This is a genomic window from Trichococcus flocculiformis (genome assembly GCF_900113645.1).
Taxonomy (GTDB): Bacteria; Bacillota; Bacilli; order Lactobacillales; family Aerococcaceae; genus Trichococcus; species Trichococcus flocculiformis.
Genome location: NZ_FOQC01000009.1, coordinates 13,215 through 28,047, shown reverse-complemented (window position 1 = coordinate 28,047; position 14,833 = coordinate 13,215). Strand labels below are relative to the sequence as shown.

Annotated in this window: 14 protein-coding genes, 1 pseudogene and 1 other annotated feature; of the genes and pseudogenes, 9 read left to right on the top strand and 6 right to left on the bottom strand. The window is 48.1% G+C overall.

Annotated features, from left to right (window positions below):
- Positions 1–88 precede the first annotated feature (88 nt).
- From BMZ71_RS05420 to BMZ71_RS05410, 3 genes are all read right to left on the bottom strand, one after another.
- Complete coding sequence (locus tag BMZ71_RS05420; RefSeq protein ID WP_086988883.1) at positions 89–1,699, bottom strand: CTP synthase; 1,611 nt, start codon at positions 1,697–1,699, stop codon at positions 89–91.
- Between the two features lie 213 nt (positions 1,700–1,912).
- Positions 1,913–2,521 (bottom strand): DNA-directed RNA polymerase subunit delta, encoded by a 609-nt coding sequence (gene rpoE / locus BMZ71_RS05415; protein ID WP_086988882.1) that lies wholly within the window; start codon positions 2,519–2,521, stop codon positions 1,913–1,915.
- Between the two features lie 44 nt (positions 2,522–2,565).
- On the bottom strand, positions 2,566–2,991 hold the full coding sequence (locus tag BMZ71_RS05410; protein WP_177187504.1) for a YwiB family protein: 426 nt from the start codon (positions 2,989–2,991) through the stop codon (positions 2,566–2,568).
- 215 nt (positions 2,992–3,206) lie between these two features.
- Here BMZ71_RS05410 and BMZ71_RS05405 point away from each other — a divergent pair, with 215 nt between their 5' ends.
- The 4 genes from BMZ71_RS05405 to BMZ71_RS05390 all read left to right on the top strand — a co-directional run bounded on the left by BMZ71_RS05405 (position 3,207) and on the right by BMZ71_RS05390 (position 7,279).
- Positions 3,207–4,058, top strand: coding sequence for a lipoate--protein ligase family protein (locus BMZ71_RS05405; protein ID WP_086988880.1), 852 nt, complete (start codon positions 3,207–3,209; stop codon positions 4,056–4,058).
- 19 nt (positions 4,059–4,077) lie between these two features.
- Complete coding sequence (locus tag BMZ71_RS05400) at positions 4,078–5,463, top strand: HD domain-containing protein (RefSeq protein ID WP_245734388.1); 1,386 nt, start codon at positions 4,078–4,080, stop codon at positions 5,461–5,463.
- Positions 5,460–6,272, top strand: coding sequence for a sugar-phosphatase (yidA, locus tag BMZ71_RS05395; RefSeq protein ID WP_086988878.1), 813 nt, complete (start codon positions 5,460–5,462; stop codon positions 6,270–6,272). Before BMZ71_RS05400 ends, yidA begins: the two co-directional genes overlap by 4 nt.
- 128 nt (positions 6,273–6,400) lie before the next feature.
- Positions 6,401–7,279 carry a helix-turn-helix domain-containing protein gene (locus BMZ71_RS05390; RefSeq protein ID WP_086988877.1) on the top strand — a complete coding sequence of 293 codons (879 nt, stop codon included), beginning with the start codon at positions 6,401–6,403 and terminating at the stop codon, positions 7,277–7,279.
- Positions 7,280–7,447: 168 nt separating this feature from the next.
- Here BMZ71_RS05390 and BMZ71_RS05385 read toward each other — a convergent pair whose 3' ends face one another.
- The 3 genes from BMZ71_RS05385 to BMZ71_RS05375 form a co-directional block, all read right to left on the bottom strand.
- Positions 7,448–7,741 carry a hypothetical protein gene (locus BMZ71_RS05385; RefSeq protein ID WP_143071393.1) on the bottom strand — a complete coding sequence of 98 codons (294 nt, stop codon included), beginning with the start codon at positions 7,739–7,741 and terminating at the stop codon, positions 7,448–7,450.
- 165 nt (positions 7,742–7,906) lie between these two features.
- A complete protein-coding gene (locus BMZ71_RS05380; RefSeq protein WP_256957858.1) occupies positions 7,907–8,101 on the bottom strand; it encodes a 2-hydroxymuconate tautomerase in 195 nt (64 codons plus the stop codon).
- 67 nt (positions 8,102–8,168) lie between these two features.
- The gene (locus BMZ71_RS05375) at positions 8,169–9,326 is read right to left on the bottom strand and encodes an aminotransferase class I/II-fold pyridoxal phosphate-dependent enzyme (protein WP_177187503.1); all 1,158 of its coding nucleotides are present in this window, start codon (positions 9,324–9,326) and stop codon (positions 8,169–8,171) included.
- Between the two features lie 263 nt (positions 9,327–9,589).
- Positions 9,590–9,857: a binding site (T-box leader), on the top strand.
- A 363-nt stretch (positions 9,858–10,220) separates the two neighbouring features.
- On the opposite strand from BMZ71_RS05375, the gene BMZ71_RS05370 reads away from it, so the two are divergent.
- From BMZ71_RS05370 to BMZ71_RS05350, 5 genes and pseudogenes are all read left to right on the top strand, one after another.
- On the top strand, positions 10,221–11,297 hold the full coding sequence (locus tag BMZ71_RS05370; RefSeq protein ID WP_086988874.1) for a methionine ABC transporter ATP-binding protein: 1,077 nt from the start codon (positions 10,221–10,223) through the stop codon (positions 11,295–11,297).
- Positions 11,294–11,974 carry a methionine ABC transporter permease gene (locus BMZ71_RS05365; protein ID WP_086988873.1) on the top strand — a complete coding sequence of 227 codons (681 nt, stop codon included), beginning with the start codon at positions 11,294–11,296 and terminating at the stop codon, positions 11,972–11,974. The genes BMZ71_RS05370 and BMZ71_RS05365 overlap by 4 nt, the downstream gene beginning before the upstream one ends.
- Before the next feature lie 32 nt (positions 11,975–12,006).
- On the top strand, positions 12,007–12,861 hold the full coding sequence (locus tag BMZ71_RS05360; protein ID WP_086988872.1) for a MetQ/NlpA family ABC transporter substrate-binding protein: 855 nt from the start codon (positions 12,007–12,009) through the stop codon (positions 12,859–12,861).
- 78 nt (positions 12,862–12,939) lie between these two features.
- Positions 12,940–13,803: a MetQ/NlpA family ABC transporter substrate-binding protein gene (locus tag BMZ71_RS05355; protein WP_068562321.1), complete on the top strand. Its 864-nt coding sequence runs from the start codon at positions 12,940–12,942 to the stop codon at positions 13,801–13,803.
- Positions 13,804–13,927: 124 nt separating this feature from the next.
- A pseudogene (locus BMZ71_RS05350) lies at positions 13,928–14,785 on the top strand (MetQ/NlpA family ABC transporter substrate-binding protein).
- Positions 14,786–14,833: the final 48 nt, after the last annotated feature.

Genomic DNA, 14,833 nt, shown 5'->3' with positions numbered 1-14,833 from the left:
AGCAGAAAATGAAAATATTTACTACCTTTTCAGTCAAACATGATCATTAAAATACAATATCAGTCAAATCGGGAGCTTAACGTCCCGCTTATTTGCCTGCATTTTCCAAAGAAGCAGCGATGAACCCGTCAAAGATCGGTTGCGGTCTGTTCGGACGGGAGATGAATTCCGGGTGGAACTGGGCAGCAATATAGAACGGATGGTTTTTCAATTCCACGATTTCCACTAACCGTTGATCAGGTGATACGCCTGAGAAAACCATGCCTTTTTCAGCCAAAGCTTCACGGTATGCATTGTTGAATTCATAACGATGACGATGACGCTCTTGGACCATATCGGCATTATGGTAAAGTTTCTTGGCCAATGTTCCTTCTTTCAACTCGCAAGGGTACAGACCCAACCGTAGCGTTCCGCCCATTTCATCGATGTTTTCTTGGTCCGGCATCAGATCGATGATGTTATTTTTGCATGCCGGATTCGTTTCCGCTGAATCCGCATCTTCCAAACCGACAACGTTACGGGCAAACTCGACACAAGCCAATTGCATCCCTAAGCAAATACCGAAGAACGGCACATTATTTTCGCGTGCGTATTGGATAGCAGCAATTTTACCTTCGATGCCGCGGTCTCCGAATCCGCCGGGAACAAGGATTCCATCAGCACTGGCCAAATGCTCTTGCGCATTCGCAGTAGTCACTTCTTCTGCATTGATCCATTGGATGTCGATTTCCGTATTGTGGGCATAACCGGCATGTTTCAACGCTTCAGCCACAGACAAGTAAGCATCCTGCAGTTCCACATATTTTCCGACTAAAGCGATTTTGGTAGTCTTTTCAAGACTTTGGACTTTTTCAACCAACGCTTTCCAGTCGGTCATGTCAGCTTGCGGCTGATCGGTCAGACCAAGATAATCGCAAACGATCTGGTCCATGTTCTGTTCCTGAAGCATCAAAGGAATTTCATACAACGTTTCCACGTCCCGAGATTCGATGACCGCTTCGGCTTTCACATCACAGAAGGAGGCCAGTTTGTTTTTGATGTGTTGCGGCAATGGCATTTCTGTACGCACTACCAGAATATTCGGTTGAATCCCTAAGCTACGCAATTCTTTGACGCTGTGTTGTGTTGGCTTTGTTTTCAATTCGCCGGCTGCGCGCAAATAAGGGATCAATGTCGTGTGGATGTACAATACATTTTCAGCACCGGCTTCCATACGCATTTGGCGCAATGCTTCCAGGAACGGCAAAGATTCGATATCCCCAACGGTTCCGCCGACTTCGGTGATGACGATGTCCGAATCTGTTGTTTCGCCGGCACGCATAATTTTTTCTTTGATTTCATTCGTGATATGCGGGATGACTTGGACAGTTGCCCCTAAATAATCCCCTTTGCGTTCTTTACGGATGACTTCAGAATAAACTTTACCGGTCGTCACATTTGAATATTGATTGAGGTTGATATCTATGAAACGCTCATAGTGGCCTAAGTCCAAATCGGTTTCCGTACCGTCATCAGTGACGAAAACTTCTCCGTGTTGGTAAGGACTCATCGTACCCGGATCCACATTGATGTAAGGGTCGAATTTTTGGATCGTGATTTTCAATCCACGGTTCTTCAGCAAACGCCCCAAAGACGCCGCAACAATACCTTTCCCGATTGAAGATACTACCCCGCCTGTTACAAAAATATACTTTGTCATTTTTTCTTCCCCCTATTTTTAAATGTGCATCATTATATCTGAAGGAATCTCCAACGCTGCAATAAAAAAATAAAGCTCCCTGTTCTTAAAAGAACAGGGAGCTGTAAAAATTCAACGTATGCTTTCCAAAAAGAATTTCTTTTTGGGAGCCCAAGGAAGATAATACATCCAATTACATAAGGTGTCAAGAAAGAATTAGATACCGGAAAAGGACTATTCCTCGTCGTCCGTTTCTTCCGCCACGAACTCTTCTTCCTCTTCCAACTCTTCTTCACCCTCAAACTCTTCATCTTCGATGATCAAGGTCAAGTCTTCTTCGATGCCACTTGTGATGTCGTCGTCGTCATCTGTGATATCCACAGCATCAACATCATCCACTTCATCCTCATCCACATCGATTTCTTCATCTTCATCAGCAACATCGATGTCTTCCGGATCATCATCGTTGTAGTCAATCACATCGTCATCATCTTCTGATGTAGCGAAGGCGTTCAACTTCTTGCGTTTCTTGCGGCGGACTTTCACTTCGTCCTCATCGATGCTGGAAAGAATCTCTTCATCAATTGAATCAATCGGATACCACGAACGCAATCCCCAACGATTTTCTCCTAAAGAAATAAAGCTGCCATCAATGTTCAAATCCGTGTAGAAACGTGTCATCTTGCCTTCCAATTCTTCTTCCGACATTTCAAGATAGTCCTGTATCTGAACCAATAATTGGTTAAAGTCCAGTACGTCACCGTTTTCTTCGAAAATTGCGTGTGCAACTTCTATCATTGACAATTCGTTTTTGCTAGTACCATCTAATTGCTTCAATTTCAATGGTGTCACGTCCTTTCAAAAGTTTACTCTTAATCATACAATACTCAGGTAGTAAATTGCAATTCAATTCGATAATCTCCCAATTTTTGTTCATTCATTTGGAGTTCATAATGCAAGGATACTTTCCCGGCAAACGGTTTTTCCTTGAACTCCAGCAGCATTTTATGGGTGATCGTCTCGATTTCCATCAGTCCGGCCGGCGTCGGAACCATAGCCATGCCTTTTCCTTCTGCATCGAAGGTCATGCGGCTTGTCTGCTCCATTCTGCGGATGATCGTCATTTTCCCTTCGCGGGACAGTTTGAATGTGACCGGGATAGCCGTTTCGGCTTCGATATAGCGCAGATAGAGCCAATCACCCATTTCCACGATTTGGCCCATCCCTTCATATAGGAAGCTTTCCTGTTCCCCTTCTTGCTTCACCAACGTTTCCAATTGGAACTCGATGGGCATTCCTTTTTTTAAAGACACGCTTTTCCACCTCATTGACCATCGTGCGGAAGCTTCGCGGCCGCACGTGTTTTTCAAGTACAGTATAGCGGTACAAATAAGCGCTGGTCAATCATTTACGGGCTGATTTTCCAAAATGCGAAGAAATCCTGCCTTCCGCTGCAATTCACACTCAAATCTTGCCTGAACTTTGCTATAATGGGAGCAGAAACAACCCAAAAGATAAGGAAGCGCCTATGACAAACTATTTAAAAAACAACATTTATCATATCTACGATACTTCAAATACAGCATTCGGCGCCGATCCTCTCGCGCACTTCGCGATGGGCGATGCGTTGATCCGCTTGGTGGGAAACGCTGAAGCTCCGGCTGCCTTGCATTTTTGGCCGATGGAAAAGCTGGTCATCCTGGGCATGATGGACACGCGCCTGCCCCATCTGGAAGACGGCCTGCGCTACTTGAAGAACGTTCCGACGGATATCGTCGTCCGCAATGCCGGCGGATTGGCAGTCGTAGCCGACGAGGGTATCCTGAACTTCTCCCTGGTGCTTCCGGAAACCGAAAAGGCCAAACTCACCATCCATGACGGTTATGTGCTGATGAAAGAATTGGTTGAGCAGGCTTTTTCTGATTCCGAACAGGTGATTGAAGCCTTCGAAATCAGCAACTCCTATTGTCCGGGTGACTTCGACCTGAGCATCAACGGCAAGAAATTCGCCGGCATCGCGCAGCGCCGTTTCAAAAACGGTGTGGCCATCATGATCTACATGAGCGTAAACGGCAAGCAAGAGCAGCGCGGAGAAATGATCCGCCGCTTCTACGAAGAAAGTCTGCAAGGCGAAGAGACCCGCTGGCATTTCCCGGCCGTCGATCCCGGATCCATGGCGAACCTGGCGGAATTGCTGGACAAACCGTTGACCGTAGCCGAGGTGAAAGCACGGATCCTGTCCGTCTTCACCAAGTACGGCAACACGCTCCTGCCCGGAGCATTCAACCAGCGTTTGATGGAAGAGTATGAAAAAGCCTATACAAAAATGAAGAAACGCAATGAAAAAATCAATCAGGACCACTATCCGGAAGCGGATTGACAGAAAGAGGCGATGGGATTTGAGCACACACTATACCGCGGAATTATTGCCGAAAGAAAAAGTATTCCGGGACCCGGTCCATGATTACATCCACATCCAGTACCGCATCATCATGGACCTGATCAATGCACCCGAATTCCAGCGTTTGCGTCGGATCAAGCAACTGGGGACTTCTTCCTATACTTTCCACGGCGCCGAGCACTCCCGCTTCAACCATTCATTGGGCGTCTATGAAATCGCCCGCCGGATTTGCGATAAGTTCGTCCGGAACTATCCCAGCAAAGCGCATGGGGATGGCCTTTGGGACGATGGTGAGCGGCTCGTGACGCTGTGCGCAGCTTTGTTGCATGACATCGGCCATGGCCCGTTCTCGCATACCTTCGAAAAGATATTCGATACAGACCATGAAGCCATCACAATCGAGATCATCACCTCACCGGATACCGAAATCAATCGGATTCTCCAACGGGTCGGTCCGGATTTCCCGAATCAGGTTGCCGCTGTCATCGCCAAGACCTACGACAATCCGCAGGTGGTGCAACTGATCTCCAGCCAGATCGATGCCGACAGGATGGATTACTTGCTGCGCGACGCCTATTATTCGGGCGTCACTTACGGCAATTTTGACCTGACGAGGATTTTGCGCGTCATCCGTCCTTATGAGCATGGTATCGCCTTTGATATTTCCGGCATGCATGCGGTGGAGGATTATATCGTCAGCCGCTATCAGATGTATATGCAGATTTACTTTCATCCGGTTTCCCGCGGCATGGAGGTCGTTCTCAGCCATCTGTTGAAACGGGCGAAGGATGTCTATTTGGATGAACAGGCCGAATTCCGGCATACCGCCACTTTCCTGACGCCGTTCTTCAAACAGACTTGGACACTGAAGGATTACTTGCGTTTGGATGATGGCGTCCTGACGACCTACTTCAACCATTGGCTTGACGAAAAGGATCCGATTCTGAACGACTTGGCCTATCGCTTCGTCAATCGTCATCCTTTCAAATCGGTCCGCTACACAAAAGGACGCGATGATGCTACACTGGAACGCATGAGCGCCATCATTGAGCGCATGGGCTTCAATCCGGATTACTATACGGCTGTCAACAACAGCTATGACCTGCCTTATGATCTTTACCGGCCGCATCAGGCCACAACCAAGACCCAGATTGAACTTGTCCAGAAAAACGGCAGTTTCCTGGAGCTTTCGCAGGCAAGTTCGATCGTTTCGGCTTTGACGGGCAAGGTCCGCGGGGATGAACGTTTCTACTTCCCGCGCGAAATTACCCACGGCGACGAGGAAGCTGGCATCAATCTTTTCGAGTCGCTATCGAAGGAGTTTTCAACTTTTTTTGAGAATGATGAAATTTTACCAACCCAACAAACAGGAGGTACACTATGAGCATCAAATTAATCGCCATCGACATCGATGGCACATTGGTCGACAAGGAGTTCAAAATCACCCCGGAAGTAAAAGCAGCCATTACGGAAGCGCGCGAACAAGGCGTAAAAATCGTACTTTGCACCGGCAGACCACTTCCGGGCGTCAAACGCTACATCAAAGAATTGGAATTGGATCAGGACGAAGATTACGTCATCACTTACAACGGCTCTTTGGTGCTGTCCACCGCAACAAACGAAGTACTCGTTTCACATACACTGGATTACAGCGACTTCGTCCGGATCAACGAATTGGCCGATAAGTTCCATGTGCACACGCACGGAATCGACAGCGAAGCCATCTATACCGCGAACAAAAACATCAGCATCTTCACAACACGCGAGTCCTTCATTACGACGATGCCGATCCGTTATCGCTCATTGGCTGAATTGCCTGAAGATAAACTGTTCACAAAAATCATGTTCATCGACCAGCCCGAACTGTTGGATATCCTGATTCCGGCAATTCCAGCGCAGTTCCACGAGGATTATGTGATTGTCCGCAGCGAACCGCATTTCCTGGAAGTGCTGAACAAAGATGCCGGTAAAGCCAGCGCCTTGGCCGAATTGGCTGCGTTGCTGAATATTGATTCCGAAAATATCATGGCCATCGGCGATAACGAGAACGACCTGAGCATGATCGAATACGCAGGCGTCGGCGTCGCGATGGGCAACGCAGTCGATAAAGTGAAGGAAGCTGCGGATTTCATCACCAAATCCAACGCCGAAAGCGGCGTGGCGCACGCAATCCGGACCTACTTGAATAAATAAGTTTGGCAGGGAATTCCGCAGCGAATTCGAACCTCACAGGCCCGAAAATAATACCACCCAACCACAACCAGGGCTGTCTCATCGAGACAGCCCCATTATTTTAATCACGCGTGAAGCAGGTGCATGATATGGACAATCATTCTGCGGGGTTCGGCAAGACCCTCCTAAGGATAAGAAAAAACAAACAGTATTCCCAACAATACATGGCCGAAAATAAGATCCATCAATCTACCTATTCCAAGATGGAAAGGGATCTGATCGAGCCGACGCTGGGAAATTATCGGCATCTTTTGAGCAGGTTGGACATGTCCGATGAAGAGCTCCAGTACATCATGAACGATTACAATCATTCCGAAAAGGAACAACTGCTGACGGCTTTCATGAATCTGTCCTTCAACGATGTCCCTCTCTTGCAAGAAATTCAGGAGAAAGCCCTGAAGTATCTGGACGTGCATACTGATTACATCATCACCGACATCGTTCATCTGACGGATGCGCTGATCATTCTGGCAATAACCGGAGATATTGCAGACGCCCGTAAACATGTTCGCCCTGTTTGGAAAAGGCTCGAGAAGCTTGATGGCTGGTATCTGGTGGAATTAAGGATGATCAACGCAATGCTGTTCCTGTTCCCTATCGACGAAGCCATTCTGATTTCCGGGACCGCATTGGCTCAGATTCAAAAATACGTCAATCATCCCTTCGCAGGCAAAATCGCCGTCTCGTTGCGCCACAACTTGTGCTTATTGCTGTTGAAGAATGGGCGTTACGCAGAGACGATCATGCGCATCGATGAACTGATCCCGGCGGCAAAGGAAGCAGGCTCCTACCGACACTTGTCCGTCTGCTATCTCAGGAAAGGTCTTGCCTTAGCAAAGACGGGCAATCCCGAAGGCCAGCTGCTGATCGACCAAGCATTCCGCTTGATCGAAGCAGCGGATGATCAGGATTTCAAAGCCAACCTCGAAAATGAATATAATCTTTTGAAAGAGCAATCAACTGTTTGATTGCTCTTTTATGCGTATAGGAATATTTCGTAAAGAGGTGAACCATCTGTATTAAAATGAAAGCACTTATGGGAAGACTGTCGTGATAATTCCCAAAATGACCATTTCTTGGAAGGGAGGCAGGTAAAGTCCATGAATCCAAAACGATGCAATCTATGCGCTTATGTACTAGGCTGTGCCTGTCTGATCGGAAGAGCACGGTATCCTGAAGTACCAGAATCCTGGTGGCTCACAATCAGTATATGCAGCGGCTTGTTGTTTGTTTCCAGCAACTGCATGGAATCCGCGCAGCATTGGACCTTCCTTGGCATCGATGCCCTGAACCTGATTGTGCTCGCCTTGCTTATCCAAGTCCTTCCACCAAGTTTGGGGTTGGCTTTGAATATCGTTGTCCTTTTGGCCATCTTTCTTCTTCTTTATGTCAAAAGTACCTTTCACGAAAAATAGCTGTTTTGTAGTCATTGTACTCGGTCGCAAGGTTGCCTGTACTGTGAAAGGAGGCCTCCCCCATGAATTGGATCCGTCTGATCATCGGCGATATATGGTTTCTATAGCAAATCAATTACGATCAAAAAATAAGCCAAGGCCGGATATTTTATCCCGGCCTTGGCTTATTTTACGGTATCCTTAAGCTTTTTCGCCTATGAATTCGCCGTTTTTGGTCAAATGTTGTTTTGAGATCTCATTCAGGATCACGTGTACGCTTTCTTTCGATACATTGGCGTTTTTTACGACGGCATCCACGACATCGCGCATCAAGCCTTGTTTCTGCTCGTCGGTTCTGCCTTCCAGCAATTCGATGTGAACATATGGCATCTGCATTTCCCTCTTTTCGCTTTATGGTTTCAACTCAGTTATATTTTAGCAATTATTCTTATCGATTGCACCTCTATTTGGAGGCGATGTAGGTCTTCAGGCGCTCAGCCGCCTCAGCGACCATCTCCGTGCTCAGCGCGTAGCTCATGCGGACATAGCCCTCTCCGCCGGGTCCGAAGATCGATCCCGGCAGCATGCCCACTTTGGCGTTCATGCCGATTTCGCGGCAGAAGGCCTTATCATCCGTACCGAACTTCGCCGGAATCTTCGCAAAAGCATAGAAGGCCCCTTTCAGTGCGGGAACCTCAAAGCCTGCCTCCTGTAAAGCGGGAACGAGGATGTTTCTTCTCTTTTCATATTCGGAACGCATCTTTTCGACATCCGGTGCGCTGTTGCGGAATGCCTCCTCGGCAGCCCGGTTGGAAACCGTTACGCCGGTCGTCACCAATTGCTGATGGGCCAAGAACAGGGTCTTCATCCATTTCGCATCCGCTGCGAGCACACCGACACGCCAGCCTGTCATCGCAAAAGCTTTCGAAGCCCCTTGGAACAAAATCGTGCGGTCGCGCAGCAGGGTTGCGATCGACGTATGCTTTTCCCCGTAAGTGATTTCGCTGTAGATTTCATCGCTCAGCACAAAGATGTCGTACTGCTTGATTGCATCGGCCAAAGCGATCAGTTCATCTTTTGTATAGGTGGCGCCTGTCGGATTGCTCGGGTAGTTCAAAAAGAGCGCTTTGACATTTTTGTTTTCGGCCATCGTTTTGTGCAGCAGCTCCGGTGTCATCAAAAAGCCGGTGTCGGAAGTATCGACGAGGATGCATTCGCCTCGGTTCAGTTCCACCGCATAGCTGTATAAGGGAAAGTACGGCGACGGGATGATGACCTGATCGCCCGGGTTCAACAAGCCGAAAGCCGCGGCGAAGAGACCTTCAGTGGCACCCACCGTCATTACGATCTCCGTTTCGGGATCATAGTGCAGATTGTATTGCTTTTCCAAGAATTCACTGACGGCTTTGCGGACACCGATTTCGCCGGAAGTGTGGGCATAATGGGAGGCGTTGTCCTCGATCGCCTTGATGGCGGCTCGCTTGACGTTTTCGGGCATATCAAAATCCGGTTCGCCGATCGTCATCGGAATGCAGCCTTCCACGCTGCGGAATAATTCATCAAATTCGCGGATTTGCGAAGGTTTGATGCGGGAAAATAGTTCATTCGTTGTCAAAGCCATGTAGTACATCCTCCATCCAAGTGTGCATCACCGCCGGAATCCCCTCGGATCATGCTTTTTTATTGGTTCATATCCTTTTTCTCACATAATTTTAATATTAATCAGAATACGACTATTCTGCCCATAAGTCAAGCGCACCATGGCATCACCCATTTAAAGAGAGCGTTTTCTATCTAGCAAAATGAGAATCTCTGAAAATTTTCTGTTTTTTTCTAATCTTATCTGTTGACAAAGAAAGCGAGATTGGGTATATTAATCACATCAAAAACACAGCGAAGAGAAGAGTAAATCATTCCACTCCTTCATTAGAGAGCTTGGTCAGGTGAAAGCAAGCAAGGAAGTGTTGGTTGAAGATGGTCTCAGAGTGGCTTGTCCGAAGAGTAATTTCTTAAGACAGGACGGGAACGCCCGTTACAGTGTCACAGTCTGACTTGCAGCAATTTGCAGGCGCACTGGCTAAGGCGGATGCAGCGATGCTTTCGTGAACTAAGGTGGTAACACGAGATCGAACTTTGACCTCTCGTCCTTATCTTGCGCATAAAAAGTGCAACAGATAAGGCGGGAGTTTTTTGATTTTTATGATAGAATAGAAACGCATGGAAGAGGAAAGTAAACACCGCAACGTATCACAGCGAGCCTGGTTGGATGAGAACAGGCATACGGAACGGTGTTGAAGATGGCCTCGGAGCGGGAAGGATGAGCTGCACAAGCGGTGAGTTCCTCAAGGGAGCACCCTTTATCGTGCACGAGTGAAGCAAGTCTTCACTCATGGAGGAATCCTGCCGTGAGGGGGATTCGAACAAAGGTGGTAACACGAAGCGTCCGCATTCGTCCTTAACGTCATAATTTTTTGATGTAGGATGGATGCTTTTTTTATTAGAGGAGGAAAGATACATGATCAGTCTACAGGATATCTCAGTGACATTTAAAGCTGACAAAAACAAAGCCATCCATGCCGTGCAGCATGTTTCGCTGGAAGTCGACAAAGGCGACGTCTACGGCATCGTCGGATACAGTGGTGCCGGCAAAAGTACATTAGTAAGGACCATCAATCTCCTGCAGCGTCCGACTGAAGGAAAAGTCATCGTGAGCGGGAAAGACATGATGGCATTGAACGACAAGGACCTGCGCGAGTCGCGCAAAAAAATCGGGATGATTTTCCAGCACTTCAACCTGATGCGCTCCCGCACCATTTACGACAACGTCGCATTTCCCTTGAAGAATTCTTCCTTAAGCAAACAGGAAATCCACGACAAGGTAACGGACCTCCTTTCATTAGTAGGATTGTCCGAAAAAGCCAAAGCATACCCTTCCCAATTGTCAGGCGGGCAAAAGCAACGTGTGGCCATCGCCCGCGCTTTGGCGAACGACCCGGAAGTGCTGCTTTGCGACGAAGCGACCAGCGCGCTGGATCCGAAAACGACTTCTTCGATACTTGCCTTATTGAAAGAGCTGAACAAGAGATTGAACCTGACGATCGTCATCATCACTCATGAGATGCAGGTAGTGAAGGAAATCTGCAACAAAGTGGCTGTGATGGAAAACGGCGGCGTGATCGAATACGGATCAATCCTGGATATCTTCACGAAGCCGCAGAATCAATTGACGAAGGACTTCATCGATACAGCGACGCATGTCGAACACGGCATCGAAACGGTCATCACCCACCCGACGATCCTGAACCTGAACGAACATGATGTGCTGACAAAGCTTTCATTCGTCGGCGGTTCCACAGGCGAGCCACTCATCGCCAAACTGGCCAATACATTCAACGTCCAAGGCAACATCCTCTTCGGAAACGTTGAGATATTGCAGGACACCCCAGTCGGCACCCTGCTCCTTGTCCTGAGCGGGGCACCGGAATCGATCGCGGAAGCCGTCCGCTATCTGCAGGATAATGGCGTAACGGTGGAGATCATCACCGAGGAAATCATCGCCGAAAAGAAAAATAAAGGAGGCGACGAAGAATGAACACATTCATCACAACATTTCTGCCTAACGTCTCTGAGATCTGGGATGAAGTGCTCCAAAGCACATGGGAAACCTTATACATGACGCTCGTTTCCGGACTGGTCGCAGGTGTGCTGGGAGTCATCCTAGGCGTAATTCTGGTTGTCACCGAAGATGGGGGCATCCTCGAGAACAGACACCTGTACAATGTTCTCGACAAGCTCGTCAATATCTTCCGCTCACTGCCCTTCATCATCCTGATGGCGCTGATTGTACCGTTCACGCGTTTCGTGGTCGGCACTTCGATCGGAACGACCGCATCGATTGTGCCGCTGGTTGTAGCGACGGTTCCCTTCTATGCCCGTCAGATCCAAAATGCATTGGTTGAAGTCGATCCCGGCGTAATCGAGGCAGCCCAGTCAATGGGTGCTAGCCCTGGAGAAATCATCTTCCGCGTCTACCTGAAGGAAGGCTTGGCCGGCATCATCCGCGTATCATCCGTAACGATCATCAACCTGATCGGTTTGACGGCAATGGCTGGAGCCATCGGCGGAGGCGGCTTGGGTAACCTGGCCATCACCCGCGGATACAACCGATTCCAGAACGACGTGACCTTGGTCGCAACCATCATCATCCTGATCATCGTATTCATCAGCCAAGCCATCGGAAATGCCTTGGTAAAAAAAGTAAGTCATTAATATAAAAAAACATAAATCGGAGGAAACAAATCATGAAAAAGAAAAACGTATTATTCTCAGGTGTTGCAGCACTTACTTTATTTTTAGCCGCTTGCGGAAGCAGCGACTCGAACACAGACTCAGCAGCGGACACGACAGCTTCAGATGCTGAAGCAGTGAAAATCGGCGTAGTCAGCGAAGTTGAAGTTGAAGTCTGGGAAGATGTTGCCAGCCGTTTGGAAGCCAAAGGAATCGAATTGGAAATCGTTCAGTTCAGCGACTACGTACAGCCTAACGTCGCCTTGGAAAATGGTGCCATCGACCTGAACGCGTTCCAGCATGTGGCTTATCTTGAAGATTTCAACGCCAACAACGAGTCTGATCTGACTCCAATCGGCTTCACGTATGTTTCTCCACTTGGTCTGTACTCCGAAAAAGTGACCGACTATGCCGACATTGCCGAGGATGCCAGCATCGCCATCCCTAACGACGTTACCAACGGCGGACGCGCACTTCTGTTATTGCAAGCAATCGGCTTAATCAAAGTCGATGAAGCAAAAGGAACGACACCGACAGTAAATGATATCATCGAAAATCCGAAGAACATCAGCTTCGAAGAATTGGATGCAGCGCAAATCGCACGCTCCCTTCAGGATGTTGATGCAGCGATCATCAACACAAACTATGCTACCGATTCCGGCCTGAATCCTAAAGAAGACGCGCTATTCTTGGATACTGACAACATCGCAAGCGTTGCGGACGTCTACAAAAACATCGTAGCTGCACGTTCTGAAGATGTCGACAACGAAACCTACAAGCAAGTCGTTGCGGAATACCAAACATCCGAAACAGCAGCACTTCTGGATGATGTGACTGAAGGCAATGACGTACCCGCTTGGGAACAGTAAGACCCATTCACTTGTTTACAAAAATCACGTTTGCAGACGTGATATAAAAATATAAAAAACAAATCGGAGGAAATTCATATGAAAAAGAGTAAATTATTTGGTGGCCTAGTCCTTACAGCTTCACTATTCCTGGCAGCATGCGGAAACGGCGGCACAACCGCTGACTCGTCCGCTGCAGAGTCAAGCAGCACAGTTTCAGCAGAACCAACTACAGTCAAAATCGGTCTGGTCAGCGAATCCGCAGTCGAAATCTGGGAAGCTGTCGCAGAGCGTCTGGAAGATGAGAACATCGACCTTGAAATCGTCAAATTCACTGATTACAACCAACCGAACATCGCTTTGGACAACGGCGAACTCGACTTGAACGCCTTCCAACACGTAGCTTTCCTGGAAAACTACAACGCAAACAACGACGCAGACTTGACACCAATCGGATTCACTTTTGTGTCTCCACTGGGGATCTACTCTGACAAATATGCAGATTACAGTGAAATTCAAGACGGCGATACGATCGCTATCCCGAATGACGTAACCAACGGCGGACGCGCTTTGTTGCTGTTGCAAGCCATTGACTTGATCACTTTGGACAATGCAGCAGGCACAGCACCAACCGTTAACGACATCATCGAAAATCCTAAGAACCTGAACATCGAAGAATTGGATGCCGCTCAATTGCCGCGTTCACTTGAAGATGCAGGCGCTGCGGTCATCAACACCAACTTCGCGGTCGATGCTGGGCTTGTACCAACAGAAGATGCCCTTTACTTGGATACAGACAACATCCAGGAAGTCTTGGACATCTACAAAAACGTTGTGGCTGCCCGTGCAGAAGACGTCGACAATGAAGTCTACAAAAAAGTTGTAGCGGCATACCAAACAGAAGAAACAAAAGCTTTGATCGCAGAAACAACTGCTAACACAGATATCCCTGCTTGGGACTAAGCGAAAGACTTTCTTCATCTTCACTAGCCTGAAAACATACTAAATTTACGAGTAGCATCAAGCCGGTGCGTTTCTTTCGCGCCGCTCTTGATGCTATTTTCATATACAAAGGAGCCCTTTACTAATGAAAAATAAGACATTTTTAGCAGCCATGACCCTTTCAGCCAGCCTTTTCCTTGCCGCTTGCGGCAACGCAGCCTCCGATTCCGCCAGCGATTCTTCCACTGCGGACGCGACCGAGCCCGTCAAAGTAACGCTGGGCGTCGTCGGAGAAGTCAATGAGCCTTGGGATTACGTCATCGAAGAGCTGAAATAAAAAGAGAACATCGAAGTCGAACTGGTCAAATTCACCGACTACACAACTCCTAACAATGCTTTGGCCGAAGGTGAAATCGACTTGAGTTCTTTCCAGACAGAGATCTTCATGGACAACTACAACAGAGATCATGGAACGGAATTGACGACCATCGGCTATACTGTAATGGCTCCTTTGGGACTTTATTCCGAAAAAATCACAAGCATCAATGAACTGAAGGACGGCGACACCATCGCCATCCCGAATGACGTCTCCAACGAAGGACGCGCTTTGATCCTACTGCAGACAGCTGGCCTGATCAAGCTTGATACTGCGGCCGGTTTGGTCCCGACAACCGAAGATGTCGTCGAAAACAGATTGAACCTGCAGTTCCAGACACTTGAATCCAATCAAACTGCCCGCGCTTTGCAGGACGTAACCGCTTCTGTCATCAACAGCGGCATGGCCGTGGATGCCGGCTTCATCCCGAGTGAAGATGCCGTCTTCCTTGAACCGGTTACCGAAGACTCAAAACCTTATTACAACGTCATTGCGGCACTCTCCGAAGATGTCGACAACGAAGTCTTCCAAACGATCGTAGCTTACTATCAATCCGAAGGAACGGCCAAAGTCATCGAAGAATCTTCAAAAGGCTCGCAGTTCCCGGTTTGGGACGAAGCAAAATAATATAGATAATCAAACCATTACTAGGGGCTTGGGCCATTTGCCCAAAGC